This is a genomic window from Cupriavidus sp. FW305-26, assembly GCF_058787975.1.
Map to the genome: position 1 here is coordinate 106078 of NZ_JBYTAH010000007.1, position 24296 is coordinate 130373.

The 24296-nt window shown below is 66.4% G+C and carries 24 protein-coding genes; 12 read left to right on the plus strand and 12 right to left on the minus strand.

Going from position 1 to position 24296, the window contains the following annotated elements; all coding sequences use genetic code 11:
- Positions 1 to 35: 35 nt before the first annotated feature.
- Entirely contained in the window at positions 36 to 1340 is a 1305-nt protein-coding gene (locus AC3WQZ_RS06825; protein ID WP_010812935.1) for a D-amino acid dehydrogenase, read from the minus strand.
- Between the two features lie 108 nt (positions 1341 to 1448).
- Here AC3WQZ_RS06825 and AC3WQZ_RS06830 point away from each other — a divergent pair, with 108 nt between their 5' ends.
- Complete coding sequence (locus AC3WQZ_RS06830) at positions 1449 to 1952, plus strand: Lrp/AsnC ligand binding domain-containing protein (protein WP_010812934.1); 504 nt, start codon at positions 1449 to 1451, stop codon at positions 1950 to 1952.
- Positions 1953 to 1963: 11 nt separating this feature from the next.
- On the plus strand, positions 1964 to 3184 hold the full coding sequence (locus AC3WQZ_RS06835) for a PA0069 family radical SAM protein (protein ID WP_492300238.1): 1221 nt from the start codon (positions 1964 to 1966) through the stop codon (positions 3182 to 3184).
- 296 nt (positions 3185 to 3480) lie between these two features.
- Here the strand turns inward: AC3WQZ_RS06835 and AC3WQZ_RS06840 are convergent, their stop codons facing one another.
- The 5 genes from AC3WQZ_RS06840 to AC3WQZ_RS06860 all read right to left on the minus strand — a co-directional run bounded on the left by AC3WQZ_RS06840 (position 3481) and on the right by AC3WQZ_RS06860 (position 7176).
- Entirely contained in the window at positions 3481 to 4389 is a 909-nt protein-coding gene (locus AC3WQZ_RS06840; protein WP_010812932.1) for a LysR family transcriptional regulator, read from the minus strand.
- Positions 4390 to 4411: 22 nt separating this feature from the next.
- Complete coding sequence (locus AC3WQZ_RS06845) at positions 4412 to 4903, minus strand: TM2 domain-containing protein (protein ID WP_011614779.1); 492 nt, start codon at positions 4901 to 4903, stop codon at positions 4412 to 4414.
- Between the two features lie 136 nt (positions 4904 to 5039).
- Positions 5040 to 5195 carry a hypothetical protein gene (locus AC3WQZ_RS06850; protein WP_010812930.1) on the minus strand — a complete coding sequence of 52 codons (156 nt, stop codon included), beginning with the start codon at positions 5193 to 5195 and terminating at the stop codon, positions 5040 to 5042.
- Between the two features lie 298 nt (positions 5196 to 5493).
- Positions 5494 to 5895 (minus strand): hypothetical protein, encoded by a 402-nt coding sequence (locus AC3WQZ_RS06855; RefSeq protein WP_010812929.1) that lies wholly within the window; start codon positions 5893 to 5895, stop codon positions 5494 to 5496.
- 153 nt (positions 5896 to 6048) lie between these two features.
- Entirely contained in the window at positions 6049 to 7176 is a 1128-nt protein-coding gene (locus tag AC3WQZ_RS06860) for a PQQ-dependent sugar dehydrogenase (RefSeq protein WP_439671422.1), read from the minus strand.
- Positions 7177 to 7328: 152 nt separating this feature from the next.
- On the opposite strand from AC3WQZ_RS06860, the gene rpsP reads away from it, so the two are divergent.
- From rpsP to AC3WQZ_RS06885, 5 genes are all read left to right on the plus strand, one after another.
- On the plus strand, positions 7329 to 7583 hold the full coding sequence (gene rpsP / locus AC3WQZ_RS06865) for a 30S ribosomal protein S16 (protein WP_010812927.1): 255 nt from the start codon (positions 7329 to 7331) through the stop codon (positions 7581 to 7583).
- Positions 7584 to 7694: 111 nt separating this feature from the next.
- Positions 7695 to 8318 (plus strand): ribosome maturation factor RimM, encoded by a 624-nt coding sequence (gene rimM, locus AC3WQZ_RS06870; RefSeq protein WP_058696979.1) that lies wholly within the window; start codon positions 7695 to 7697, stop codon positions 8316 to 8318.
- 42 nt (positions 8319 to 8360) lie between these two features.
- Positions 8361 to 9143: a tRNA (guanosine(37)-N1)-methyltransferase TrmD gene (gene trmD, locus AC3WQZ_RS06875; protein WP_011614780.1), complete on the plus strand. Its 783-nt coding sequence runs from the start codon at positions 8361 to 8363 to the stop codon at positions 9141 to 9143.
- Positions 9144 to 9217: 74 nt separating this feature from the next.
- Positions 9218 to 9610 carry a 50S ribosomal protein L19 gene (gene rplS, locus AC3WQZ_RS06880; RefSeq protein WP_010812924.1) on the plus strand — a complete coding sequence of 131 codons (393 nt, stop codon included), beginning with the start codon at positions 9218 to 9220 and terminating at the stop codon, positions 9608 to 9610.
- 153 nt (positions 9611 to 9763) lie between these two features.
- Positions 9764 to 10444, plus strand: coding sequence for a CoA pyrophosphatase (locus AC3WQZ_RS06885; RefSeq protein WP_010812923.1), 681 nt, complete (start codon positions 9764 to 9766; stop codon positions 10442 to 10444).
- A gap of 12 nt (positions 10445 to 10456) precedes the next feature.
- Here AC3WQZ_RS06885 and AC3WQZ_RS06890 read toward each other — a convergent pair whose 3' ends face one another.
- Positions 10457 to 11305, minus strand: a complete 849-nt coding sequence (locus AC3WQZ_RS06890) for a sulfurtransferase (protein WP_010812922.1) — start codon at positions 11303 to 11305, stop codon at positions 10457 to 10459.
- A 207-nt stretch (positions 11306 to 11512) separates the two neighbouring features.
- Between AC3WQZ_RS06890 and dnaE the strand changes: the two genes are divergently transcribed.
- The gene (dnaE, locus tag AC3WQZ_RS06895) at positions 11513 to 15025 is read left to right on the plus strand and encodes a DNA polymerase III subunit alpha (RefSeq protein ID WP_058696977.1); all 3513 of its coding nucleotides are present in this window, start codon (positions 11513 to 11515) and stop codon (positions 15023 to 15025) included.
- Positions 15026 to 15044: 19 nt separating this feature from the next.
- On the opposite strand, the gene AC3WQZ_RS06900 is transcribed toward dnaE, so the two are convergent.
- Positions 15045 to 16118, minus strand: a complete 1074-nt coding sequence (locus AC3WQZ_RS06900; protein WP_011614782.1) for a glycosyltransferase family 4 protein — start codon at positions 16116 to 16118, stop codon at positions 15045 to 15047.
- A gap of 36 nt (positions 16119 to 16154) precedes the next feature.
- Entirely contained in the window at positions 16155 to 16934 is a 780-nt protein-coding gene (locus tag AC3WQZ_RS06905; RefSeq protein WP_037023915.1) for a glycosyltransferase family 2 protein, read from the minus strand.
- Between the two features lie 299 nt (positions 16935 to 17233).
- On the opposite strand from AC3WQZ_RS06905, the gene AC3WQZ_RS06910 reads away from it, so the two are divergent.
- Together AC3WQZ_RS06910 and msbA are read left to right on the plus strand one after the other, a co-directional pair.
- The gene (locus AC3WQZ_RS06910; protein WP_010812918.1) at positions 17234 to 18007 is read left to right on the plus strand and encodes a glycosyltransferase family 25 protein; all 774 of its coding nucleotides are present in this window, start codon (positions 17234 to 17236) and stop codon (positions 18005 to 18007) included.
- A gap of 91 nt (positions 18008 to 18098) precedes the next feature.
- On the plus strand, positions 18099 to 19829 hold the full coding sequence (msbA, locus tag AC3WQZ_RS06915) for a lipid A export permease/ATP-binding protein MsbA (protein WP_174549456.1): 1731 nt from the start codon (positions 18099 to 18101) through the stop codon (positions 19827 to 19829).
- A 58-nt stretch (positions 19830 to 19887) separates the two neighbouring features.
- On the opposite strand, the gene waaC is transcribed toward msbA, so the two are convergent.
- On the minus strand, positions 19888 to 20874 hold the full coding sequence (gene waaC / locus AC3WQZ_RS06920; protein ID WP_010812916.1) for a lipopolysaccharide heptosyltransferase I: 987 nt from the start codon (positions 20872 to 20874) through the stop codon (positions 19888 to 19890).
- A 180-nt stretch (positions 20875 to 21054) separates the two neighbouring features.
- Between waaC and AC3WQZ_RS06925 the strand changes: the two genes are divergently transcribed.
- Positions 21055 to 21645, plus strand: a complete 591-nt coding sequence (locus AC3WQZ_RS06925) for a peroxidase-related enzyme (protein ID WP_492292683.1) — start codon at positions 21055 to 21057, stop codon at positions 21643 to 21645.
- Positions 21646 to 21657: 12 nt separating this feature from the next.
- On the opposite strand, the gene AC3WQZ_RS06930 is transcribed toward AC3WQZ_RS06925, so the two are convergent.
- Positions 21658 to 22170, minus strand: coding sequence for a hypothetical protein (locus AC3WQZ_RS06930; RefSeq protein ID WP_439671426.1), 513 nt, complete (start codon positions 22168 to 22170; stop codon positions 21658 to 21660).
- A gap of 269 nt (positions 22171 to 22439) precedes the next feature.
- Here AC3WQZ_RS06930 and AC3WQZ_RS06935 point away from each other — a divergent pair, with 269 nt between their 5' ends.
- Positions 22440 to 22754 carry a hypothetical protein gene (locus AC3WQZ_RS06935; RefSeq protein ID WP_058696970.1) on the plus strand — a complete coding sequence of 105 codons (315 nt, stop codon included), beginning with the start codon at positions 22440 to 22442 and terminating at the stop codon, positions 22752 to 22754.
- Positions 22755 to 22816: 62 nt separating this feature from the next.
- Here AC3WQZ_RS06935 and rng read toward each other — a convergent pair whose 3' ends face one another.
- Positions 22817 to 24283 (minus strand): ribonuclease G, encoded by a 1467-nt coding sequence (rng, locus tag AC3WQZ_RS06940; RefSeq protein ID WP_010812912.1) that lies wholly within the window; start codon positions 24281 to 24283, stop codon positions 22817 to 22819.
- Positions 24284 to 24296: the final 13 nt, after the last annotated feature.

Consider the following 24296-nt stretch of genomic DNA (forward strand, 5'->3'; position numbering starts at 1 on the left):
GGGGCCGCCCTTTTTGCTTATCGAGGCAGCCTGCTTCAGGCAGTGGCCGGCCTGGGCGCCAGGTGATGGCGCGCCGGCTTCAGGTAGCGGCCCACCGACAGGTCGTCGGCGCGGATCGCCGGCGACGTGCCAGAGACCAGGTCCGAGAGCAGCTTGCCCGAGCCGCAGGCCATGGTCCAGCCGAGCGTGCCGTGGCCCGTGTTCAGCCACAGGCCGCGCACCTGGGTCGGGCCGACGATCGGCGTACCGTCCGGCGTCATCGGGCGCAGGCCGGTCCAGAAGGTGGCCTGGCTGACATCGCCGGCGCCCGGGAACAGGTCGGTGACCACGTGTTCGAGCGTGCGGCGCTTGGCCGGATCCAGGCTGCGGTCATAGCCGACGATCTGCGCCATGCCGCCCACCCGGATGCGGTCGTCGAAGCGGGTGATGGCAACCTTGTAGGTTTCGTCCAGCACGGTGGACTCCGGGCTGCGCGACGGATCGCTCAGCGGCACCGTGATCGAGAAGCCCTTGAGCGGGTACACGGGCAGGTTGGACATGCCACGCAGGAACGGCTTGACCAGCTGCGTCGACCAGCTGCCCAGCGCCACCACCACCAGGTCGGCATCCATCGGCTGGCCGTCGACCACGGCGCCGGTGACGGCATCGCCCTGGGTCATCAGTCTGTCGATCGAGCGGTTGTACAGGAATTTCACGCCCAGCAGCTCGGCCATGCCCGCGAGCCGTTGCGTAAACAGCGCGCAGTCGCCGGTTTCATCGTTGGGGAGGCGCAGGCCGCCGGCCAGCTTGTGGCGGACGGCGGCCAGCGCCGGTTCGCTCGCGGCGAGTTCCTCGCGCGAAAGCAACTGGTAAGGCACGCCGGCTTCTTCCAGCACGGCGATGTCCTTGGCCGCGCCTTGCAGCTGCTCGTCGGTGCGGAACACCTGCAGCGTGCCTTGCTGGCGGCCTTCATAAGCGATGCCCGTCTCCGCGCGCAGCGCGCGGATGCAGTCGCGGCTGTATTCGGCCAGCCGTACCATGCGCTCCTTGTTGACGGCGTAGCGTTCGGCGCTGCAGTTCTGCAGCATCTGCCACATCCATTGCAGCTGGAACAGCGTGCCGTCCGGACGGATGCTGAGCGGGGCATGTTGCTGGAACATCCACTTGATCGCCTTCAGCGGTACGCCCGGCGCCGCCCACGGCGACGCATAGCCGGGCGAGATCTGCCCCGCGTTGGCAAAGCTGGTGCCGAGCGCGGGCCCGGCCTCGCGGTCGACGACGGTCACTTCGTGACCGGCCTTGGCCAGATACCACGCACTGGTGACGCCAATAACGCCGCTGCCTAGTACGAGAACGCGCATGTCCGGGGGCTCCAACTGCGGTGACAAGTTGATAAAGGATTTATCTCTATACTATTGAAACCAATCCAGTCATTGTTATCGAATTTCTCAGGAAAACAGGAAAAACTCATGAGAACGAGTCGCCAGCCCATGCGCACCCTCGACCGGCTCGACCGCAAGATCCTGACGGCGCTGCAGAGCGACGGCCGGATGTCGATGAAGGACCTGGCCGAAGCGGTCGGGCTGACCATCACGCCCTGCATCGAGCGCGTCAAGCGCCTGGAGCGCGATGGTGTCATCATGGGCTACTACGCACGGCTGAACCCGGCGCTGCTGGGCAGCGCGCTGCTGGTGTTCGTCGAGATCTCGCTGGGCAACAAGTCGGGCAATATGTTCGAGCAGTTCCGGCGCGAGGTGCTGCGTATCCCGGAAGTGCTGGAATGTCACCTGGTATCGGGCGATTTCGACTACCTGATCAAGGCGCGCATCCGCGAGATCGGTGAATACCGCCGGCTGCTGGGCGACATCCTGCTGCAGCTGCCCGGCGCAGCGCAGTCGAAGAGCTATGTGGTGATGGAAGAGATCAAGGAGACGCTGGCGATTTCCGTCGAGGAGAAGAGCCAGGCAGTGTGACCAAGGCCAGCATGGAGCGCCCCCCGCCGAAACCCAAGCCTGTCAGCAGCCGCCCGACGCGGCCCGATGCCGACCCCGACGCACTCGCGCCGCAGGTAGGCCCGCGGCCGCCCGTGGCGCGCAAGGGCCGAGGCGCCGTGAGCAACCTGCAGGGGCGTTTCGAGCGCGACCTGCGTGAAGCGTTCGACGATGGCTGGAGCAGTGCACCAGAAGAGGCGCCGCGTACCACCGAAGCCGCACCGTCGCCGGAGGCAGCCCCGCTGCCGCCGCTGCGCACGGAAGTCCATATCGAGCGCGCCCGTTCGGTCCTGACGCGCAATGCATCGCCCGACATCCCGTTCGATGTCTCGCTCAACCCCTACCGCGGTTGCGAGCACGGCTGCATCTACTGCTTCGCCCGGCCGACGCACGCCTACCTGGACCTGTCACCAGGGCTGGACTTTGAAACGCAGCTTTATGCCAAAGCCAACGCCGCCGAGCGGTTGCGCGAGGCGCTGGCACGGCCGTCTTACCGCTGCGAGACCATCGCGCTGGGCGTCAACACCGACGCCTACCAGCCGATCGAGCGCGAACAGCGCATCACGCGCGGCGTGCTGGAGGTGCTGAACGAGTGCGACCACCCGGTGGCGCTGATTACCAAGTCGTCTCTGATCGAGCGCGATATCGACCTGCTCGCGCCGATGGCGGCGAAGCGGCTGGCGGTGGCGGCGGTCACCATCACCACGCTGGATGCTGGCATCGCGCGCACGCTGGAGCCGCGCGCGGCCACGCCGTCACGCCGGCTGCGCACCATCCGCACGCTGACCGACGCCGGCATCCCGGTGGGTGTGAGCATCGCCCCGGTGATCCCGTTCATCACCGAACCCGACCTGGAGCGTGTATTGGAAGCGGCGCACGAAGCGGGCGCCGTCTATGCAAACTACATCGTGCTGCGGCTGCCCTGGGAAGTGCGGCCGCTGTTCGAGGAATGGCTGCTGGCGCATTTTCCCGAGCGCGCGGAACGGGTGATGAACCGCGTGCGCGACATGCGCGAGGGCAAATCCTACGATGCCAGCTTTGCCTCGCGCATGCGCGGTACGGGCGTGTGGGCGGACTTGCTGCGCCAGCGTTTCTACAAGGCCGCCGAACGGCTAGGGTTTCGTTACAACCGGTTCGAGCTGGATACGTCGCGTTTCCGCCCGCCAGTCAGGGGGCCCCGCGGCAAGGACGATCCGCAGGGTTCGCTGTTCTGAGTCTTCCGGGCGCGTTCGGTGGCCTGCTGGTCGCCGATCATGCTGCTGGCGAGTTCCAGCGCGGCCTTCGCGCTCGATGGCGGCAGTCCCGAGGACAGCGCCAGCCTGACAGCGATCGCCGCCAGGCGTCCTTCCTCATAGGTTGGCATGTCGATGCTTGCTCCTTTGCGCCAGGGTGTGGCCCCGCCGCGCGTGACGCCGCCGGAATCGGTCGGCTCTAACAGTATGGGCGAATTGGCGGAAAGGAGAGCCGCCGTTTGCGCCGGCCTTGATCGTGCGCAAGCGCGCAGTGCGCTCTAGGTATCGGGCCGGTCCCAATAGGGCGGGTTGCCGAAGCGCTCGGCGAAGAAATCCACGAAGGCGCGTGTCTTGGGCGGTACCAGGTGCCGGCTGGGAAACACTGCCCAGATCGACACTGCCGGCACCACCGGGTATTCGTCCAGTACTGTCACGAGCGCGCCGCTGCGCAACAGCGGGCCCACATCCCAGGTCGACTTGAGCGAGATGCCGACGCCGGCCACCACCGCATCACGCAGCACTTCGCCGTTATCCACGCGCAGGTTGCCGCGCACGTGCACCACGGTCTCGCCCAGCGGCGTATTGAAGCGCCACGCCGACTGGTCGGCCAGCACCAGGCAGTTGTGCTGGCGCAGGTCGTCCGGGTGGCGCGGCACGCCGTGGCGCTGCAGGTAGGCGGGTGAGGCGCAGATCACGCGGTGGCTGGGTGCGAGCGCGCGTGCCACCAGCGTGGAATCCGGCAGCACGCCCATGCGCAGCGCCACGTCGATGCTGGCATCGACCAGTCCGATCACCTGGTCGGTCAGGCGCAGGTCAAGCGCGATATCGGGGTAGGCGGCAAGGAATTCGGGCAGCGCCGGCGAGACATGCTGGCGCCCGAAGGACGCCGGCGCGGTCACGCGCAACTGCCCGCGCGGGCGCTCGGCGCTGGTGCCGACCGATGCGCTGGCAAGAGCCGCGGTGGCAAGCAACTGCTCCGCATGTGGCAGGAAGCGCTCGCCGTCGGCGGTGAGTGCCAGCCGCCGGGTGGTGCGATGCAGCAGGCGGCTGCCCAGCGACTGTTCCAGCCGGCCCAGGCGGGCGCTGGCGCTGGAGGTGGACAAGCCCAGGTCGCGCGCGGCGGCCGACAGATTGCCCAGCGCCGCGGCGCGGACGAAGACGGCAATGTCGAGCAGGTCGAAATGCACGGCGCCAATGTCGCCGCGGCAGCTATTGCGACAACGCGCGGGCGGCCTCGACCTGCGATTCGAAGAAGGTCTGGAAACTGATTGCCAGCCCGGCCATCAGCAGGCCGGTGCCGATCAGCAGCGACAGGATCACCAGGATCACTACCGGCCAGCCGGAGCGTGTAGGCTTGCCGAGTTGGTTGAAGCGCGCGTCCCATTTGTCGTCCGGGCGCAGCCCGTAGACGATGGCCGCCAGGAAGGCGCTGATGACAGAGGCTCCGCCGGCGACGGCGAAGGTCCAGTTCAGCGCCGGGCTGCCCGCGCCGGTCGCCATCGAGGCCACGCCGATCGCGCCTGCCAGCAGCGCCAGCAGGTGCACCCAGCCATACGGATCGCGCAGGCCGCCCAGGTAGAAGCGATGCGCGCCCAGGCTGCCGCACAGGAACGCCAGCGCCACCGTCAGCAGCTTCGATTTGCCGCGGGCGGGCGGCGAGGCGAGCGTCGAGGAATGGCGGGCTGGCGTGGCTGCAGGCATGGTCGGATTTCCGGCGGTTGCGGGCCGGCAATGCACCGGCACAGGAACGGCGGCACATGGGTACCGGCCGGCCCACATTGTACGCCGGCAGTCAGCGCAAGAAAGGGAAGTGCGTCAGAAGACGCGCAGGACGGCGCTAATGCCAGCCTGACTGCAGGCCGTCCAGGAAGGCCACCGCGTGCTCGCTGATATGTGTTTCGCCGTAGAGGACCAGGGTCAGGATGCCCATGAACAGGATCGACAGCGATAACTGGCCGGCATGTTCGGCCAGGTCGCTAAGAAGGGATGGCATGATAAACCTCACAGAATTATTGTTATTGTCTTTCTGGAGGCTGCGCCCGTGCCGTCTTGATCGGGTCCGGCAGGAGGTGTCGGGCAGAGGCAGGTCAGTTCGATTGCCGTCTGCACTGGACGGCACGCTGTGAGCCCCGGACAGCGCCGGGCGGCAGCCTGTGCGTGGCACCCGGAAAGCGGGGCACACACTTAAATAGAGACAGGGAGAGCGGGGGCGGAGTTCCGCGAACAGCCGAAAGACCGTTGGGCCGTGCGGCAATAGGCGGGGTTGCGCCGACAGCCGTCAGCAGCGACCGTTATCGGCCATTGTCGCGGCCACGTGCCTGCCAGCCGGGGCCGACGTTGCCTGGCCGGGAGTCGTTGCGGGCTTCATTGGGGTTGTCGCGTTCCTGGCCGCGGCCGCGGTTGTCGTCGCGGGCACCAGCCAGCGCGGCGCGGCGCCCGCTCAGGCGGTCGTCGGCACGGGCACGTGCTTCCATGCGGTCGATCTGGGCTTGCACGTGCTCGCGGCTCTCGGCGCGCACGCTGGCCATCTGCCAGCCGTCGCGGGGCTGCGGCTGCATCCGTGCGGACCGGCTATCGGGCCGTACTTGTTGCCAGAACGCGACCTGGGCATGGCTGGTGGCAACCGCGCCGACCAGGCCCGAGGCCACCAGGATGCCAGCCACCAGGTCGCGCAGGAGAGAGCGGGTGAGCATGCGGATTCCCAGATTCCTGACGCACTGTGTTGCTGTTGGAAGATGGGTTCATGGTACGCATGGGCCATCGGGGCGCCTATGCCAATCCCGTTACCGGTGTAACGGATTGTTTCGGCCACCAAGACCCCCGTTCCGTGGGGTTTTCAGCGGGATTCAGGGTCGGTAGCGGATGCGGTAAATGGCCCCGGCAAGGTCGTCGCTGACCAGCAGCGAACCGTCCGGCGCAACCAGGACATCGACCGGGCGGCCCCACGGCCTGCCGCCGCGCAGCCAGCCCTGCGCGAACACCTCCTGGCGCACCGCCTTGCCGGCATCGTCCAGCGCCACGCGGACCACGCGGTAGCCGGACGGCTCGCTGCGGTCCCAGCTGCCGTGCTCGGCAATGAAGACGTTGTGGCGGTAGGCCGCCGGGAATTGCGTGCCGGTGTAGAAGCGCATGCCCAGGGCCGCGACGTGCGCACCCAGGCGGGCCACCGGTGGCACGAACTCGGCGCAGGGGCGCTGGCTGCCGTATTCGGGATCGGCAACCGTGCCGGCATGGCAGTATGGGTAGCCGAAATGCTGGCCGGCAGCGGTGGCGCGGTTGAGCTCGTCGTCGGGAACGTCGTCGCCCATGCGGTCGCGCCCGTTGTCGGTGAACCACAGCTCGCGCGTGGCCGGGTGCCAGTCGAAGCCGACGGTGTTGCGCACGCCGCGTGCCACCACCTGCAGGTCGCTGCCGTCGGGCTTCATCTTCATGATGTTGGCGTAGCGGTTCTCGTCCGGCGCGCAGATATTGCATGGCGCGCCGACCGGCACGTAGAGGTAGCCGTCGGGGCCGAAGGCGATGAATTTCCAGCCGTGATGCCCGTCCGTCGGGAAGCGGTCGCTCACCACCGCTGGTGCCGGCGGCTGGTCGAGGCTGGCCTCGATATGGTCGATCCGCACGATCTTCGACACCGAGGATGCGTACAGGCTGCCGTCGTGCAACGCCACGCCGACCGGCATGCGCAGCCCGGTGGCGACCGTGCGCACGCGCGGCCGGGCCCCCAGCGCGTCGGTCACCGCGTAGACCTTGCCTTCGCTGCGCGAGCCGACGAAGAGCGTGCCCGACGGCGACATCGCCATGGCGCGTGCACCCGGCACGTCCTGCGTCAGCACCTCGATGCGGAAACCAGGCGGCAGCCGGACCTGGTCCAGCGGCAGGGCGGCCGGCGCGGACCCGGTGCTTGCCAGCAGTACAATGGCGAGCAGGGAAGCAGGCCGTAAGGTGCGAGCCATGAAGTGCAGAACGGGGCGCATGTCGGGCCTCCTGTCGCGGTTTTTGCCACGATGCCTGCGCGGCAGGCGCGCGTCAATCACCTAAGTGTTTGTTTGGCCTCGGTAATTGGGCTATACTCTTGTGTTTCGTGTTCGAACGTCCTCGAACACCCCGTTTTCTGAGGAATCATTCCATGGTCGTTATCCGTCTGGCTCGCGGCGGCAGCAAGAAGCGCCCGTTCTTCAACATCGTCGCCACCGACTCGCGCAACCGTCGCGATGGTCGTTTCATTGAGCGCGTTGGTTTCTACAACCCGCTGGCTACGGAAGGTGAAGAAGGCCTGCGCCTGGCGCAAGACCGCCTGGCCTACTGGCAAGGTGTTGGCGCCCAGCTGTCGCCGACCGTTGCCCGCCTGGTCAAGCAAGGCGCCGCCAAGGCTGCTGCCTGATAGTCGCCTGCAGCGCGCCCCGTCGAGCCGTTTTTACGGCCGGCCGGGCGCGTTCTTATTGCACACGTGACTGAACGAAAGCAGGGCGCCGCCCGGCCGCTGAACCGACCGCTGGTTCAGCCCCAGGGCGAGCCGCAAAAGGCATGCAAACTGCCCGCGGCGCTCCTGTATGCCGACCCCCTGCCGGAAGACCTGGTGGAGGTCGGCTATATTGGCGCTGCCTACGGCATCCGCGGCTGGATCAAGGTCTTGCCGCATGCCGATGATGCTTCGGCCCTGCTGCATGCCCGCCGCTGGTGGCTGCTGGCACCGCCGCAGGCGGGGCTGGTGGCGGCCGATGCGTCGCGTGCCCAGCCCGTCTGCGTGAAGATCGCGCAGTCGCGCGAGCACAGCGGCACCGTCGTGGCGCAAGCGTCCGGCGTGGTCGACCGCAATCTTGCGGAAGCGCTCAAGGGCCGTCGCGTGTGGATCCGGCGTGCGGATTTTCCCGCACCGGAAGAAGATGAGTTCTACTGGGTCGACCTGATCGGCTGCACCGTCAGCAACGAGCAAGGCGAGTTGCTGGGCGAGGTGTCCGGGCTGATCGACAACGGTGCCCACCAGATCCTGCAGGTGGCCTGCGTGCTCCCTGACGGCAAGGCCGGTGAACGGCTGATCCCGTTTGTCGATGCGTTCCTGCGCTCGGTCGATACCGCGGGCAAGCGCATCGTGGTCGACTGGGGGCTCGATTACTGAACCCGTGCCTTCGCGGTGCGGGGTTCGGAAGGGAGAGAGCGGATGCAGTTCGATGTGATCACGCTGTTTCCCGACATGTTTCGCGCGCTGACCGACTGGGGTATCACCAGCCGGGCGGCAAAGCAGCAGCGCTATGGCTTGCGTACCTGGAATCCGCGTGATTTCACGGTCGACAACTACCGCACCATCGACGATCGTCCTTACGGCGGCGGCCCCGGCATGGTGATGCTGGCCAAGCCGCTGGATGACGCGATCGATGCCGCGGTGGCGGCTCAGGCGCAGGCCGGCGTGCCAGAGCCGCATGTGGTGCTGATGTCGCCGCAGGGCAAGACGCTGTCGCATGCCAAGGTGATGGAACTGGCCGAACGGCCGGGCCTGGTCTTGCTGTGCGGCCGGTATGAGGCCATCGACCAGCGGCTGATCGACCGCCGCGTGGACGAGGAAATCAGCCTCGGCGACTTTGTGCTGTCGGGCGGCGAACTGCCGGCGATGGCGCTGATCGACGCCGTGGTGCGGCATCTGCCGGGCGTGCTGGGCGATGCGCAGTCGGCCGTGCAGGACAGCTTTGTCAACGGCCTGCTGGATTGTCCGCACTACACGCGGCCGGAAGAATATGAAGGCGTGCGGGTGCCCGAGATCCTGCTCGGGGGCCATCACGCCGAGATCGAGAAATGGCGGCGCCAGCAGGCGCTGGCCAATACCGCGAGCAAGCGTCCCGATCTGATCGAGGCCGCTCGCAAACAAGGTTTGCTGACCCGGGCCGACGAGAAGTTCTTGTCGGAATGGGCGGCGAAGGAAGGGCGGGGGGAGACCCCCGCCAGGTAAAACCCCATCCTCTGCCGGGGCCCGGGCAATGCCTGGGGCATACAACGCCGGCACGATGGCTACGGAGAAAAACGATGAACATCATCGAGCAGATCGAGAAGGAAGAGATCGCGCGTCTGACCGCGAACAAGACCATCCCCGCATTCGCGCCTGGCGACACCGTGGTTGTCAGCGTGAACGTGGTGGAAGGTAACCGCAAGCGCGTGCAGGCCTACGAAGGCGTCGTGATTGCCAAGCGCAACCGCGGCCTGAATTCGTCCTTCATCGTGCGCAAGATCTCGTCGGGTGAAGGCGTGGAACGTACGTTCCAGCTGTACTCGCCGCTGATCGCTGCCATCGAAGTGAAGCGTCGCGGCGACGTGCGTCGCGCGAAGCTGTACTACCTGCGCCAGCGTTCGGGCAAGTCCGCACGTATCAAGGAAAAGCTGGTGTCGAAGGCTGCTGTCGCTGCCAAGGCTGCGCAGTAAGCTGGGCATGCCGGCCGGGGCAGCCCGGCCAGCGTTTCCTCAGGAAGGGCACCCCAGGGTGCCCTTTTTGCATTGGCGCGGCGCAACGGTGGAAGCGGCAGGCGCTTTTTGCTGCAGCGCCAGAATGCGCGCTTCTGTCATACTTGCGATGTTATGCGTCCTGCTTTCGATCCCGAATCCCTCCCCGTCATCGACACCGACCTGCGCAACGGCGCCCTGAGCGCGCCGCGGCTTGAGGTGGACTTTATCCGGCACCGCTTCCGGGTGCCGCCGGCCTGGGCGCCGGAGCTGACCGATGAATCGCGCGTCTATGACCGCAGCCGCGGACTGCGCGACGCCGCCGTGCTGGTGCCGCTGGTGGAGCGCCATGACGGCCTGACGGTGCTGCTGACGCAGCGCAATGCCAACCTGAGCGCGCATGCCGGGCAGATCAGCTTCCCGGGCGGGCGGCAGGAGTCATGGGATGTCAACCGTATCGACACCGCGCTGCGCGAGACGGAAGAAGAGGTGGGGCTGGCGCGCGACTATGTCGAAGTGCTGGGTGCGCTGCCGGACTACATTACCGGCACCGGTTTCCACGTGAGCCCCGTGGTAGGGCTGGTGCGCGACGGTTTCACGCTGCGCCCGGATGCCTCGGAGGTTGCCGATGTCTTCGAGGTGCCGCTCGCGTTTCTGATGGACCCATCCCACCACGAACGGCGGCTGTTCCGCTGGGTCGACGGCGAGCGGGTGTTCTACGCCATGCCCTATCCGCGCGAGACTGGCGGCCACCGCTTTATCTGGGGCGCCACCGCGGGCATGCTGCGCAATCTTTACCACCTGCTGGCCGCCTGAGCCGCCGGCTTCTTACGCTGCGGCCTGGTCCTTGCTGCCGATGCAGTGGGGGCAGCTCTTGCCGACCACGTAGTGCGGGCTTTGCTGCTCCTGCGGCGTGACCACCGCGCGGCAGGCAAAGCACTGCTTGGGGCCGGCCGGCTCCAGGTTGGGGTTCAGCGCGGTGCGGTAGTCAAAGACGAAGCAGTCGCCGCGATAATGGCTGCCGCCGACTTCCTCGAAGTACTTCAGGATGCCGCCCTCGAGCTGGTACACGCGCTCGACGCCGACTTCCTGCATATGGATCGCCGCCTTCTCGCAGCGGATGCCGCCGGTGCAGAACGACACCACCGTCTTGCCTTCCAGCTCCGCCTTGTGGGCCGCCACCGCCTCGGGAAATTCGCTGAACTTGGCGATGTCATATTCCACGGCGTCTTCGAACGTGCCAACCGCGACTTCGAAATCATTGCGCGTGTCCAGCATCACCACCGGGCGGCCTTCGTCGTCGTGCCCCTGGTCCAGCCAGCGCTTCAGTTCGGCCGGACGCACTGACGGCGCGCGGCCTTCCTCGGGGCGGATCAGCGGCATCTTCATGGTGATGATTTCCTTCTTGGCGCGCACCAGCATGCGCTTGAAGGGCTGGTTTTCCGACAGGCTTTCCTTGGGCGCGATATCGGCAAAGCGCGCATCGGCGTGCAGCCAGTCCATGAAACCGTCGATGGCTGCGCGCGGCCCGGCCAGGAACATATTGATGCCTTCGGGCGCGAGCAGGATCGTGCCCTTCAGGCCGGCCGCTTCGCAGCGCTCGCGCATGGCCGGGCGCAGGGTCTCGATGTCGTCCAGCGAGACGAATTTGTAAGCGGAAATATTGACGATCTGCATGGGAGACTGCGCCTGCGCGGCCGCGTCCCGAAGGGCGCCGACGGCTTGCGATAACTGCCTGATTGGAAAGGTGAAATTATAACGCGTGCGGGCGCCGCCGCCGCGCATTCCCAAGCACTCCGATCAGCTATGCCGGGCCCTCGCGCCAGGCCGCCCGCACGCAATATCGGAGGCATGCCAGCGGCCCGAGCCGGTACAATGTCGCCCATGTCCGCACCCCGCTTCGTACACCTCCGCCTGCATTCCGAATACTCCATCGTGGACGGCATCGTCCGCCTGGAAGACGCCGTCAAGGCCGCTGCCGCCGACGGCATGGGCGCGCTCGCCCTGACGGATCTCGCCAACGCCTTCGGGCTGATCCGTTACTACAAGGAGGCGCGCGGCAAGGGCGTGAAGCCGGTGGTCGGTGCCGACGTCTGGCTCACCAACGCCGAAGACCGCGACAAGCCGTCGCGCCTGCTGCTGCTGGTGCAGGACCGCCGCGGCTACCTGAACCTGTGCATGCTGTTGTCGCGTGCGTGGCTGGGCAACCAGCACCGCGGCCGCGCCGAGATCGATCCGGCCTGGTTCCTGGAACCCGGCGAAGACGACCTGCCGCTCGCGACCGGCCTGATCGCCCTGTCGGGCGCAATGGGTGGCGATATCGGCATGGCGCTGGCCAACGGCAATGCCGACGGTGCGCGCCGCGCGGCACAGCATTGGTCCACGGTATTCGCGCAGCGCTTCTACATCGAACTGCAGCGCGCCGGCAATGCCGGCACCGATGCCTACGTGCAGCAGGCCGTGCAACTGGCGGCGGAACTGCAACTGCCGGTGGTGGCCACGCATCCGGTGCAGTTCATGACGCCGGACGACTACACCGCGCACGAGGCGCGCGTGTGCATCGCCGAGGGCGAGCTGCTGGCCAATCCGCGCCGCACGCGGCGCTTTACCACCGACCAGTACTTCAAGACCCAGGACGAGATGTGCGCGCTATTCGCCGACATCCCCTCGGCACTGGAGAACGCGGTCGAGATCGCGCGCCGCTGCAACCTGACGCTGGAACTGGGCAAGCCGCGCCTGCCGCTGTTCCCGACGCCCGACGGCATGTCGCTGGACGACTACCTGGTCTACATGGCCAAGGACGGGCTGGAGAAGCGCCTGACGGTGCTGTTCCCCGACGAGGCGGTGCGCGAATCCAAGCGCCCGGAATACTACGCACGGCTGGAATTCGAGACCGGCACCATCATCAAGATGGGCTTCCCCGGCTACTTCCTGATCGTGGCGGACTTTATCAACTGGGCCAAGAACAACGGCGTGCCGGTGGGACCGGGCCGCGGTTCGGGCGCCGGTTCGCTGGTCGCGTATGCGCTCGGCATTACCGACCTGGATCCGCTCAAGTACGCGCTGCTGTTCGAGCGTTTCCTGAACCCGGAACGGGTCTCGATGCCCGACTTCGACATCGACTTCTGCCAGCACGGCCGCGATCGCGTGATCACGTACGTGAAAGAGAAGTACGGCAAGGACGCGGTATCGCAGATCGCCACCTTCGGCACCATGGCGGCAAAGGCCGCGGTGCGCGACGTGGGCCGGGTGCTCGATCTCGGCTACGGCTTTGTCGACGGCATCGCCAAGCTGATCCCGTTCAAGCCGGGCAAGCTGGTCACCATCGAGGAAGCCAAGAAGGAAGAGCCGCTGCTGACCGAGCGCGAGAGCAACGAGGAAGAAGTGCGCCAGCTGCTGGAGCTGGCACAGCGCGTCGAAGGCATGACCCGCAACGTCGGCATGCATGCCGGCGGCGTGCTGATCGCGCCCGGCCGGCTGACCGACTTCTGCCCGCTGTACACGCAGGGCGCGCAGAACGACGGCATGAGCGGCGTGGTCAGCCAGTACGACAAGGACGACGTCGAGGCCGCCGGCCTGGTCAAGTTCGACTTTTTGGGCCTGACCACGCTGACCATCCTGGACTGGGCCGAGCGCTATATCCGCCGTCTCGACCCCAGCAAGGCTGACTGGAACTGCAGCCATATCCCGCTCGACGACGGTCCCGCCTTCGATATCCTCAAGACCGCCAACACGGTCGCCGTGTTCCAGCTGGAAAGCCGCGGCATGCAGGGCATGCTGAAGGACGCCAAGCCTGACCGCTTCGAGGACATCATCGCGCTGGTGGCACTGTACCGCCCGGGCCCGATGGACCTGATCCCCAGCTTCTGCGCGCGCAAGCACGGCCGCGAGAAGGTGGAGTACCCGGATCCGCGCGTCGAACCCGTCCTGAAAGAGACCTACGGCATCATGGTCTACCAGGAGCAGGTGATGCAGATGGCGCAGATCATCGGCGGCTACTCGCTCGGCGGCGCCGACCTGCTGCGCCGCGCCATGGGCAAGAAGAAGCCCGAGGAGATGGCCCAGCATCGCGTCATGTTCCGCGAAGGCGCCGACAAGAACGGCCTCTCCGCGCAGCAGGCCGACGATATCTTCGACCTGATGGAGAAGTTCGCGGGCTACGGCTTCAACAAGTCGCACGCGGCCGCGTATGCGCTGCTGGCGTACTACACCGCCTGGCTCAAGGCCCACCATCCGGCCGAATTCATGGCAGCCAACATGTCGCTCGCCATGGACGACACCGACAAGGTCAAGATCCTCTACGAGGACTGCAAGCTCAACAAGCTCGCGGTGCTGCCGCCGGACGTCAACGCCAGCGAATACCGCTTCGCGCCGACCGACCCCAAGACCATCCGCTACGGCCTTGGTGGCATCAAGGGCAGCGGCCAGGGCGCGATCGAAGATATCCTGCGCGCACGCGAGGAGCGCCCGTTCACCGATCTGTTCGACTTCTGCGAACGCGTCGACCGCCGCCAGGTCAATCGCCGCACCATCGAGGCGCTGATCCGCGCCGGCGCCTTCGACAGCCTGAACGACAACCGCGCCCAGCTGCTGGCCTCGGTGCCGATCGCGATGGAGGCCGCCGAGCAGAAGGCCGAGTCCGCCAACCAGGTGTCGCTGTTCGACCTGATGGGCGATGCCGGCGATGCGCACCGCCCCGAGCTGCTCGACGAGCCGCGCTGGAGTCCCAAGCGCACGCTGCAGGAAGAGAAGCAGGCGCTCGGCTACTACTTCTCAGGCCACCTGTTCGATGCCTACCGCGACGAGGTGCGCCGCTTCAACAAGGGCACGCTGGCCGCGCTGGAAAAGGAAGTGCAGGGCAACGGCGGCGGCTTCGGCCGCGACGTGCGCGGCAAGACCATCGCCGGCGTGATCAGCGGCGTCCGCACGCAGATGACGCAGCGCGGCAAGATGGTGATCGTCACGCTCGACGACGGCACCGGGCTGGTCGAGATGACGGTGTTCAACGAGCTGTTCGACGCCAACCGGCACATGTTCCGCGAGGACGAGCTGCTGATCGCCACGGGGAACGCGCGGCACGATACGTTTACCGGTGGGGTGAGGTTTACGGCGGAATCGGTGATGGACCTGGTGGCCGCACGCGTCAAGTTTGCCAGCGCCGTGCGGTTGTCGATGAATGGCAATTCCTCGACCGGGATGCTGCGCGAACTGCTGATGCCGCACCTGGCCCGCGCCAGCGGTGGACAGGGTTTGCCGGTGCGCATCCACTACCAGTCGGGGGCGGCTTCGTGCGAGGCCATGCTCGGAGCGGACTGGAAGGTGGTGCCCTCCGACGAGGCGCTGACCGCGTTGCGGCTGGCACTGTCGCCGGACAGCGTCAGTACCCTCTACGAATAAGCCGACGGCAGCGGCGGTCTCAGGCCGCCTGCCGGGCGGCGCGCGCGCTGGCCGCCAGTGCTAGCAGCGCGTCGACGTGGGCCTCGATGCCCGGATCGTAGTTGAGCATCGCCATCGGATTCGCCAGCCGGCCCTGGCCGCTGCGTGCCGCGTCGACCGCGGCGTGAATCGCGCGGTCGAGCGTCTCGGCGCGATCGCGTGCGAAGGCATGCACCGCCTGCGGCCGGATCACCTCCAGGCAGGCAATATTGTCGGCAAAGACCAGCGGTGTGCCGCACAGCACCGATTCCACGCCGACCAGTCCGAACGGTTCATAGCCCGACGCCAGGATGGTGAAGTCCGCGGCGCGGTAGAGCGCGTCGATGCGGCTGCTGTAGCCCAGTTCCCGTACCCGCGGGATGGTGCGCCCGACCGGACGGCCGGCCACGGCAAGCGTGATCGGCAGGTCCGATTTGGAGAAATAGTCGGCAAGCAGGTCGAAACCCTTGCGGGCATGGCCCGAAGACGGGAACAGGAATACGACCTCATCGTCACCGAAACCGAACTCACGGCGCAACGCGGCGCGCGCGTCGGCGTCGACCGGCGTGAAGCGCTGCGTGTCGACCGGCGGGTAGATCAGTTCCACGCGGTCCGGCGGCATCCCGTACAGCTCGATCACCTCGCGGCGCATCAGCGCCGAATGTGCCACCACGCGGTGCGCGCCAGCATACTGCGCACTCTCCAGGTCGATCTGCCACTGGTCGGAGCGGCGCGCTGTCGTGCCGCGCGCGCCGAGATAGCCGCGATGGGTGCCGCCGCAGATGGCGATATCGGAGCCGCGCACGCGGTTGCAGCCGATCAGCACTTCGTCCGCGGGACGGCGCGCTTGCAGCCGCCACGAGAAGTAGCGGTCGCGCAGCTTGCCGGGCAGCCACGACACCACGATCCGGTGCGGGACAATGCCGGCCGACTCTGCCACGCCGGCGTCGAAGCGGCGCGCGTAGACCGACACCTCGGTGCCGGCGCGGCCTGCCATGGCCCGGCTGATGTCGAGCGCATAGCGTTCCAGGCCGCCGCCAGCGCCGAAGCGATTGCAGGAGATGCCAACTTTCATCGATGCATGGAATAAAGGGGAGGGGCGGCCGGCGCCTCAACGGGTGACCTCAGGGGCGGCTGCCTTGAGATCGGTGTCGGCCTGCAACTGCGCCAGCTTGGCGTACTTGTAGTAGCTTGCCTGCGCATTCATCAGCGCCACGCCGAAGCCTGCGCTGCCGTCCAGGAAGCCGCGCTTGAGCAGGTAGGTCCGGATGAAGGCCCACAGGCCGTGGCCCGCGGCGGACGCCACCGAACTACGCTTGCCCCGCGCGTAGGCCTGCTGCGCGCCTGCGCTGGAGTAGCTGTCGATCTTGCGCAGCACGTCCGACAATGTGCGGTAGCTGTAATGGATCAGCGGCTCGCGCAGATGGGTGACCGGGTCGTCCACTTTCAGGTGTTCGTGGACCAGGTCATCCGTGAAGCGGCCGCGGCCCTTGCGGAAGACCCGGGTCACATAGTCCGGGTACCAGCCGGCGTGGCGCACGAAGGTGCCGCAGAACGCTGACAGGCGCGGCAGCGCAAGCGCGTGGGCGTCGGACCGCTTCAGATGGCCCAGGATCTCGTCGCGCAGGGCGGGCGTGACACGTTCGTCGGCGTCGAGACTCAGGATCCAGTCGCCCGTGGCGGCGTCAACCGCGCGGTTCTTCTGCGGGCCGAAGCCAGGCCAGTCGTCGGTCTGGATGACGGTGGCGCCGGCGGCACGCGCAATCGCCACAGTGTCATCCGTGCTGGCCCAATCCACTATAATCGCCTCTTCGCACCAGGACACGCTTTCGAGGCATGGCCCGATATTGTGAGCTTCATTCCTGGTAATGATGACGGCCGAGACTCTCATGGAACATAGGGGAGGCACGCAGGTCGGACAAGACCGACGGGCCGCCGGAGTCGCCCACGGCGCCAGGCGCTGGATCGAGACCGCGTATTCTACCGCACTGGCGCATGGCGCCCTCCGCGCACCCTGATGCCATCGAGTCGGCTAGCGGGCCGCTCCCTGAAACTCAAATTGATGATACGAGCACAATTGTTCCGTTCCGCCGGGATGGAAGAAGTCTTCCTTCTGCCTGCGCGTGCAGCATTGGTCTCTCTGTTGCCGGCTGCAATCCGGGCAAGACTGGACACACTGGTGCTGGCCGCATGATCGGCGCCTACGTCATCAATCTCGACTCCGCGCGGGAACGCCGGGAGCGCATTTCCGGCCAGCTGGCGGGCCTTGGCATCCCGTTCCAGGTGTTCCGGGCCGTGGATGGCCGCGTGCTGGCGGAGCAGGAAGTGGCCAGCAAGTACGATGCCGCGGCCGCCGCCGCGCGCTACCGGCCAATGAGCCGGGGCGAGGTCGGGTGCGGGTTGAGCCACCTCGGTGTATACCGCAAGATGCTCGACGACGGCGCCGCCTTTGCGCTGGTGCTGGAGGACGATGCTTCGCCTGGCCCCGACCTGGCAACCGTGCTGGCCGACCTGGAGTCGCGCCTGGATCCGGACCGGGCGGAGGTAGTGCTGCTGTCCCATGTCGACAAGTACACCCGCTGGGGTGCCCGCAGGCTCGGCGGTGAACGACGCCTGGTCAGGCGCTACGGCGAATGGTGGCGCGCGCACGGCTACGTGGTGACGCGTGCCGCAGCGCGACGGCTGCTGGCGGGCTTGCAGCCGATGTGGTGCGCGGCCGACTACTGGTCGGCCTTCGAAAAGCAGGGCCTGGTGTCGGTCAGTGCGGTGGTGCCATATTGCATCGGCCTGACCGAGCTGGCCGAGACCTCGTCGCTCGAAACGCATCGCGCCGACCTGGACGCCACCGACAAGGCTCAGCGCAGCATCGGCTATTATCTGCGCCGCTACGTCTATCAGCGCTTCCTGTTCCAGCTCATCGTCAGGCCCTTCCTTCGGGTAGCCCGGCAGAAGCGGCCGGGCTAGCGCCGGGCCGGCACGCCGCCTCCACACACAAGAAATATCAGTGACCACATCCAAACCGCCCATTTCGCCAGGTGCCGCCGTGCCGTCCAGCATGGCCAGCCGGCTCTGGTCTTACCTGCGCCCCGAGTTACGCATCTTCATCGGCGCTATCCTCGCCATGGCCGTGGTTGCGGGCAGCGAAGGGGTGATCCCCAAGGTTGTCAATGACCTGCTCGACAAGGGCTTCGGCGGCGACTACGCCGGCACGCTGTGGCATGTCCCCGCCATCCTGACCGGCGTGGCCCTGATCCGCGGCGTGGCGCAGTTTGCCTCGGGCTACCTGCTGAACCTGATCTCGAACCGCGTGCTGCTGAAGATGCGCCTGCAGATGTTCGAGCGCCTGCTGCAGGCGCCGGCGTCGTTCTTCCACCGCAACACGGCGGCTTCGCTGATCAACGCCGTGATCTTCGAGGTCAACCAGGTGCTGCAGATCCTGACCAGCGTCTTTATCACGCTGGTGCGGGACTCGCTGACGGTTGTCGCGCTGCTGATCTACCTGTTCTATACCAACTGGCGCCTGACGCTGATCGTGGCGGTGATCCTGCCGGTGATCGGCTACCTGATGTCGAAGATCAACCGCCGGCTGCGCAAGCTCAACCGCGATCACCAGGCTTTTACCAACAACGCTGCCTATGTCGTGGAAGAGGCCGTGGGCGGCTACAAGGTGGTCAAGCTGCACGGCGGGGAGGCCTACGAGATGGGCCGCTTCCGCACCGTGGCCGAGCGGCTCAAGAACTACTCGATGCGCATGGCGGTTGCCGGCGGGTTGAACCAGCCGGTCACGGCCTTCCTGGCCGCGCTGGCGCTGTCGGTGATCATCACCATTGCGATGGTGCAGGCGCAGGCCAACCAGACCACGGTGGGCGGTTTTACCGGCTTTGTGATGGCGATGCTGCTGCTGATCTCGCCGCTCAAGCACCTGACCGACATCAACCAGCCGCTGACACGCGGCATCACCGCAGCCGAGATGATCTTCCGGCTGATCGATGAGCCGATCGAGCCGCAGGACGGTGGCAAGATGCTGGGTCGTGCCCGTGGCGAGCTGGCCTTCGAGCAAGTCGGCTTCCGCTACGGTGAAGCATCGCGCGCCGCGCTGGAGGGCATTGACCTGCGCGTCAGTCCGGGCGAAGTGGTGGCGCTGGTGGGCCCGTCGGGAAGCGGCAAGACCACGCTGGTCAACCTGGTGCCGCGCTTCTTCGACCCGACTGGCGGGCGCATCCTGCTGGATGGCACGCCGCTGACCGAGTTGTCGCTGAAGGACCTGCGCAACCAGATTGCCTTCGTCAGCCAGGACGTGGTGCTGTTCAACGACACCGTCGCCGCCAATGTGGCATATGGCGCGCAATCCGACCGCGAGATCGACATGGCCCGCGTTGAGCGCGCGCTGGCGGCCGCTTACCTGACGGAAACGGTCAAGGGGCTGCCGGAGGGCCTGAACACCAATATTGGCGACAACGGCATGAAGCTGTCCGGCGGTCAGCGCCAGCGGCTGGCGATTGCCCGGGCGCTGTATAAGAACGCGCCGATCCTGATCCTGGACGAGGCGACTTCGGCACTGGATTCGGAGTCCGAGCGCCAGGTCCAGGCGGCGCTGGAGGAACTGATGAAGGGCCGGACCACGCTGGTGATTGCGCACCGGTTGTCCACCATCGAGAATGCTGACCGCATCGCGGTGCTGGACCACGGGCGCGTGGCGGAGCAGGGCACGCACGCGCAGTTGCTTGCGGCCAACGGCCTGTACGCCGGGCTGCACCGGATCCAGTTCGCGACGCAGCAAGGGTAACGGACCTGCCAACGACAAAGGCCGGCGCTTGCGCCGGCCTTTGTCGTTTCCTTCGTGCTCAGTTTGGCGAGGTGACGGGCGGCTGCACGCCCAGCACTTCGTCGATGGCAGCCAGCACCTGATCCCGCCGCGGCACCACGCCGCCGCCGCCCAGCGAGACCGCGCGGCCCGGCGCATCGACGCCGTACAGGTGGCGCGACGTGGTCGTGAACAGGATCACGGTCGGGCGGCGCAGCGCATCGGCGATATGCACGAAGCCGGTGTCCATGCCAACCACCAGCGATGCCTTGCCTACCATCTGCGCCACACCGGTGATGCTCAGGCGTGGCATCACTTCGGCGTTGGGCACGCTGGCGGCGATGGTTTCGGCTTCCTTGCGCTCCGCGTCGTTGCCCCAGGGCACCAGCACGCGCAGCCCGCGAGCCGAGATCGCGCTGCCCACGCTGATCCAGTCGGCGACCGGCCACTTCTTTTCCTCGCTCGAGGTGGCATGGAACAGCATCGCGTACGGACCCTTGGCGGCCGGCGCCGGCGTGTCTGCTGGCATCTCCAGGCCGTAGTCCATGTCCCTGGTCAGCTCATAGCCCAGGGCGCGGCTGACGGCGCGGCGCATCCGCTGCCGCGCGCAATCTTCTTCGACAAATGGCTGGAACACATGGTTGTAGGCGAAGCGAGCGCCGCTCTCGCCCAACTCTGCCACGGGGTAGCCATAGCGATTGCGCGTGCGTGCCAGGAACGTCACGATGGCGCTCTTGTAGACGCCGTGGACGTCCAGCACCGCATCGTACTTCTCGCGACGCAGTTCACGCAGCGCGCTGAAGATCGCACGCAAGCCTGCCCAATTGCGCGATTTCTTGAAGCCGCGCAGCGGCGCGGAAATCACACGCTCGATATTCGGATTCCAGCGCGGCACGTCGGCGCAATATGAGTCGGCGATCCAGTCGATCTTGACGCCGGGAAAGGCCCGCTGCAGGTCCGCGACCAGCGGCTGGGTGAACACCATGTCGCCGAGAGAGGTCAGCTTGACGATGAGAATACGTTTCATCAGGAACAGTATGGTGGGCAGTATGCCTGCCTGGTTCGGAAGGTGCGTAGTATGCCTGATGCAGGGGACATGTGTCCGTGCGGTGCATGGGCGACATGGCGCCCGCCACACCCATGCCGATCCGTTAGTATCTGCATCAGAAGCTCACGATCGATGACGCCTATCCAACAGGAGACCACCATGTCCGACCCGGCATTCGCCATCAGCCGCTACCCCGTTCCCGCGCTGACCGACCTCCCCGACGACATCCGCGCCCGCATCCTGGAAGTCCAGGAAAAAGCCGGCTTCGTCCCCAACGTCTTCCTGGCGCTTGCGCACCGTCCCGACGAGTTCCGCGCGTTCTTCGCCTACCACGACGCGCTCATGCTCAAGGAGGGCGGCCTGACCAAGGGCGAGCGCGAGATGATCGTGGTGGCGACTTCCGGTGCCAACCAGTGCCTGTACTGCGTGGTGGCGCATGGCGCGATCCTGCGCATCTATGAGAAGAAGCCACTGGTGGCGGACCAGGTGGCGGTGAACTACCTGAAGGCGGATATTCCGCAGCGCCAGCGCGCGATGCTCGACTTCGCGGTGAAGGTGTGCAAGGCGTCGCATGAAGTGGGCGATGCCGACTTTGCTGCGCTGCGCGAGCACGGTTTTTCCGAGGAGGATGCCTGGGATATTGCCGCGATCACGGCGTTCTTCGGCTTGTCGAACCGGATGGCCAACACCGTCAGCATGCGCCCGAACGACGAGTTCTACCTGATGGGCCGGGTGCCGAAAGCGAAGTAATGCCGCAGCGGCTCAGCGCACCTCGGCGCAGGCACCGCTCTTTGGGTCGAACAGCACCGGCCACGCCTGCTCGTAGATGCCGGGCGTGCAGTGCTTCTCGCAGCGGTTATGGGCCAGCGTCACGCGGCGCGGATCCTGCCACACCAGCAGCTTGCACTGGCTGCCGTCGATGGCCTGCAGTTCGATGTGCGGGGTCGCGCGGACCTGGCGGAACTCGGCCAGGTTGAATTCGCAACTGCCGCGCCGCGATACCCATAGCTTCCACTTGAGCGCACGCACCTCGTTGGCCTTGACGTCCATCAGCGCGTCTTCGCGGAAGCCGTCTTCCTCGGTGCGCTTGCAGGCGGCGGCAATGTTGATGGTCTTGTTCGCGATCGGGGTGGCGCGCTCCTTGGGCGCGGCGGCGACTGCTTCGCCCTTCGCCTCGGGCGGCGGTGCGGGGGCGCGCTTGACAATCGGCAATGGCGCGCACGCCACCGACAACAGAAGGGCCAGCAGACAGGTCCCATGGTTCGTGGCGTTCATGCCGGACTCCTTGCTTGCCGACCGGGCCGCGCCCCGCATCGGGGCGGCAAGCCGGGCGCGGCATCCGTGCGGATGCCGCTGACTACCTTGGCTTAGTTATAGCGGATGGCAAACGGAATTGGAGTAGGACCATCACCGAGTCCGTAAGGAGACGGACGCTAGCGGACACGCGCAGGCGCTGCAGCGCAGTTACGTTCGTAATCAGCTTGATACACAGATGCGGAATGCGGCGTGCTAGCCTTTCTCAACCATCGCTCGCCGCCGCCAAAATGAAGCCCCGCGCCCTTGTTGCCCTCATCGTATTGCCCGTGCTCCTTGGCACCCTCTCCGCCGCCGCCCATGCCGATGACGACTGGGACGACGATGATGATCACCGCTACGCGCGCCGGCACAAGGGCGGCGACTACAAGGAAGAGTTCTGGGTCGGCAACTGCAAGATCAAGCGCAAGTGGAAAGACAACGGCGAGTACAAGGAAGAGCGCAAGTGCAAGGACCGGCCGGTCGTGTACCAGCCGCCGCCGGCTGTGTATTACCAGCCCGAACCTGCCTTCGTGGTGAGTCCGCAAGTCGTGATCCGGCCCTAGTCCGGCCAGAATGCGGAAAGGCCCGCCAGTGAGCGGGCCTTTCCATGCCTGCGCCGGCATCTTCACATGAGGATGATGTCGTACTGTTCCTGGTGGAACGTCGATTCCACCTGCAGCGAAATCGGCTTGCCGATGAAGTCGCCAAGCATCGCCAGATGCTGGCTTTCTTCTTCCAGGAACAGGTCGATCACTTCCTGCGAGGCCAGGATGCGGAATTCGCGCGGGTTGAACTGGCGCGATTCGCGCATGATCTCGCGCAGGATGTCGTAGCAGGCCGTACGCGGCGTCTTGACCTGGCCCTTGCCGTGGCAGACCGGGCATTGCTCGCACAGCACATGCGCCAGCGACTCGCGCGTGCGCTTGCGCGTCATCTCGACCAGGCCCAGTTGCGAGAAGCTGTTGACCGTGATGCGGGTGCGGTCGCGTGCGAGCGCTCGCTTCAGCTCGGACAGCACCGCGTCGCGGTGCTCGGCGTTCTCCATATCGATGAAGTCGATGATGATGATGCCGCCGAGGTTGCGCAGGCGCAGCTGCCGCGCGATGGTGTGGGCCGCCTCCAGGTTGGTCTTGAAGATGGTGTCGTCGAAGTTGCGCGCGCCCACGTAGCCGCCGGTGTTGACGTCGATGGTCGTCATCGCCTCGGTCTGGTCGATCATCAGGTAGCCGCCCGACTTCAGGTCCACCCGGCGCGACAGCGCCTTCTCGATCTCGGCGTCGATATTGAACAGGTCGAAGATCGGGCGCTCGCCGGTGTAGTGCGACAGCCGCGGCAGCACCGCCGGGGTGTATTCCTTGGCGAACTCCAGCAGCATCTGGTAGTTCTCGCGCGAGTCGATCTGGATCACGCCGGTGGCGTCGTTGATAAAGTCGCGCAGCACGCGCTGGGCCAGGTTCAGGTCCTGGTAAAGCAGGTTGGGTGCGGGCAGGGTAGTGGCGTTCTGGCGGATCGCGCCCCAGATCTTGCGCAGGTAGGCGATATCGTTGCCGAGTTCTTCGTCGGTCGCTTCCTCGGCAATGGTGCGCACGATAAATCCGCCGCGCTCGTCGTCGGGCACCAGGCCCTGCACGCGGCTGCGCAGCGCCTCGCGGTCCACTTCGCCCTCGATGCGCTGCGAGATGCCGATATGCGGGTCCTGCGGCAGGTACACCAGGGTGCGCCCGGCGATGCTCACCTGGGTGGACAGGCGCGCCCCCTTGGTGCCGATCGGGTCCTTGATTACCTGCACCATGAGTGCCTGGCCTTCGAACAGGGTCTTCTCGATGGCCAGCTGCGGGGTGGAATTGTTGCGGTCGGCATCACGCGGATGCCAGATGTCGGCCACGTGCAGGAAGGCGGCGCGCTCCAGGCCGATATCGATAAAGGCCGATTGCATGCCGGGCAGCACGCGCACCACCTTGCCCAGGTAGATATTGCCGACCAGCCCGCGCGTGAGCGTGCGTTCGACATGCAATTCCTGCACCGCGGCCTGCTGCACGATGGCGACGCGGGTCTCTTGGGGCGTGATGTTGACGAGGATGTCTTCAGTCATAGCGGGTGAAACG

Excerpts from the sequence above, each read along its gene's own strand:
- AC3WQZ_RS06830 (WP_010812934.1), top strand. The coding sequence starts at position 1,449 with ATGAGAACGAGTCGCCAGCCCATGCGCACCCTCGACCGGCTCGACCGC.
- AC3WQZ_RS06855 (WP_010812929.1), bottom strand. The coding sequence starts at position 5,895 with ATGCTCACCCGCTCTCTCCTGCGCGACCTGGTGGCTGGCATCCTGGTG.
- AC3WQZ_RS06845 (WP_011614779.1), bottom strand. The coding sequence starts at position 4,903 with ATGCCTGCAGCCACGCCAGCCCGCCATTCCTCGACGCTCGCCTCGCCG.
- rplS (WP_010812924.1), top strand. The coding sequence starts at position 9,218 with ATGAACATCATCGAGCAGATCGAGAAGGAAGAGATCGCGCGTCTGACC.
- AC3WQZ_RS06900 (WP_011614782.1), bottom strand. The coding sequence starts at position 16,118 with ATGAAAGTTGGCATCTCCTGCAATCGCTTCGGCGCTGGCGGCGGCCTG.
- AC3WQZ_RS06890 (WP_010812922.1), bottom strand. The coding sequence starts at position 11,305 with ATGCAGATCGTCAATATTTCCGCTTACAAATTCGTCTCGCTGGACGAC.
- trmD (WP_011614780.1), top strand. The coding sequence starts at position 8,361 with ATGCAGTTCGATGTGATCACGCTGTTTCCCGACATGTTTCGCGCGCTG.
- AC3WQZ_RS06930 (WP_439671426.1), bottom strand. The coding sequence starts at position 22,170 with ATGAACGCCACGAACCATGGGACCTGTCTGCTGGCCCTTCTGTTGTCG.
- AC3WQZ_RS06860 (WP_439671422.1), bottom strand. The coding sequence starts at position 7,176 with ATGCGCCCCGTTCTGCACTTCATGGCTCGCACCTTACGGCCTGCTTCC.
- dnaE (WP_058696977.1), top strand. The coding sequence starts at position 11,513 with ATGTCCGCACCCCGCTTCGTACACCTCCGCCTGCATTCCGAATACTCC.
- AC3WQZ_RS06925 (WP_492292683.1), top strand. The coding sequence starts at position 21,055 with ATGTCCGACCCGGCATTCGCCATCAGCCGCTACCCCGTTCCCGCGCTG.
- AC3WQZ_RS06835 (WP_492300238.1), top strand. The coding sequence starts at position 1,964 with ATGGAGCGCCCCCCGCCGAAACCCAAGCCTGTCAGCAGCCGCCCGACG.
- rpsP (WP_010812927.1), top strand. The coding sequence starts at position 7,329 with ATGGTCGTTATCCGTCTGGCTCGCGGCGGCAGCAAGAAGCGCCCGTTC.
- waaC (WP_010812916.1), bottom strand. The coding sequence starts at position 20,874 with ATGAAACGTATTCTCATCGTCAAGCTGACCTCTCTCGGCGACATGGTG.
- AC3WQZ_RS06825 (WP_010812935.1), bottom strand. The coding sequence starts at position 1,340 with ATGCGCGTTCTCGTACTAGGCAGCGGCGTTATTGGCGTCACCAGTGCG.
- msbA (WP_174549456.1), top strand. The coding sequence starts at position 18,099 with ATGGCCAGCCGGCTCTGGTCTTACCTGCGCCCCGAGTTACGCATCTTC.
- rng (WP_010812912.1), bottom strand. The coding sequence starts at position 24,283 with ATGACTGAAGACATCCTCGTCAACATCACGCCCCAAGAGACCCGCGTC.
- AC3WQZ_RS06910 (WP_010812918.1), top strand. The coding sequence starts at position 17,234 with ATGATCGGCGCCTACGTCATCAATCTCGACTCCGCGCGGGAACGCCGG.
- AC3WQZ_RS06885 (WP_010812923.1), top strand. The coding sequence starts at position 9,764 with ATGCGTCCTGCTTTCGATCCCGAATCCCTCCCCGTCATCGACACCGAC.
- AC3WQZ_RS06905 (WP_037023915.1), bottom strand. The coding sequence starts at position 16,934 with ATGAGAGTCTCGGCCGTCATCATTACCAGGAATGAAGCTCACAATATC.
- AC3WQZ_RS06935 (WP_058696970.1), top strand. The coding sequence starts at position 22,440 with ATGAAGCCCCGCGCCCTTGTTGCCCTCATCGTATTGCCCGTGCTCCTT.
- AC3WQZ_RS06850 (WP_010812930.1), bottom strand. The coding sequence starts at position 5,195 with ATGCCATCCCTTCTTAGCGACCTGGCCGAACATGCCGGCCAGTTATCG.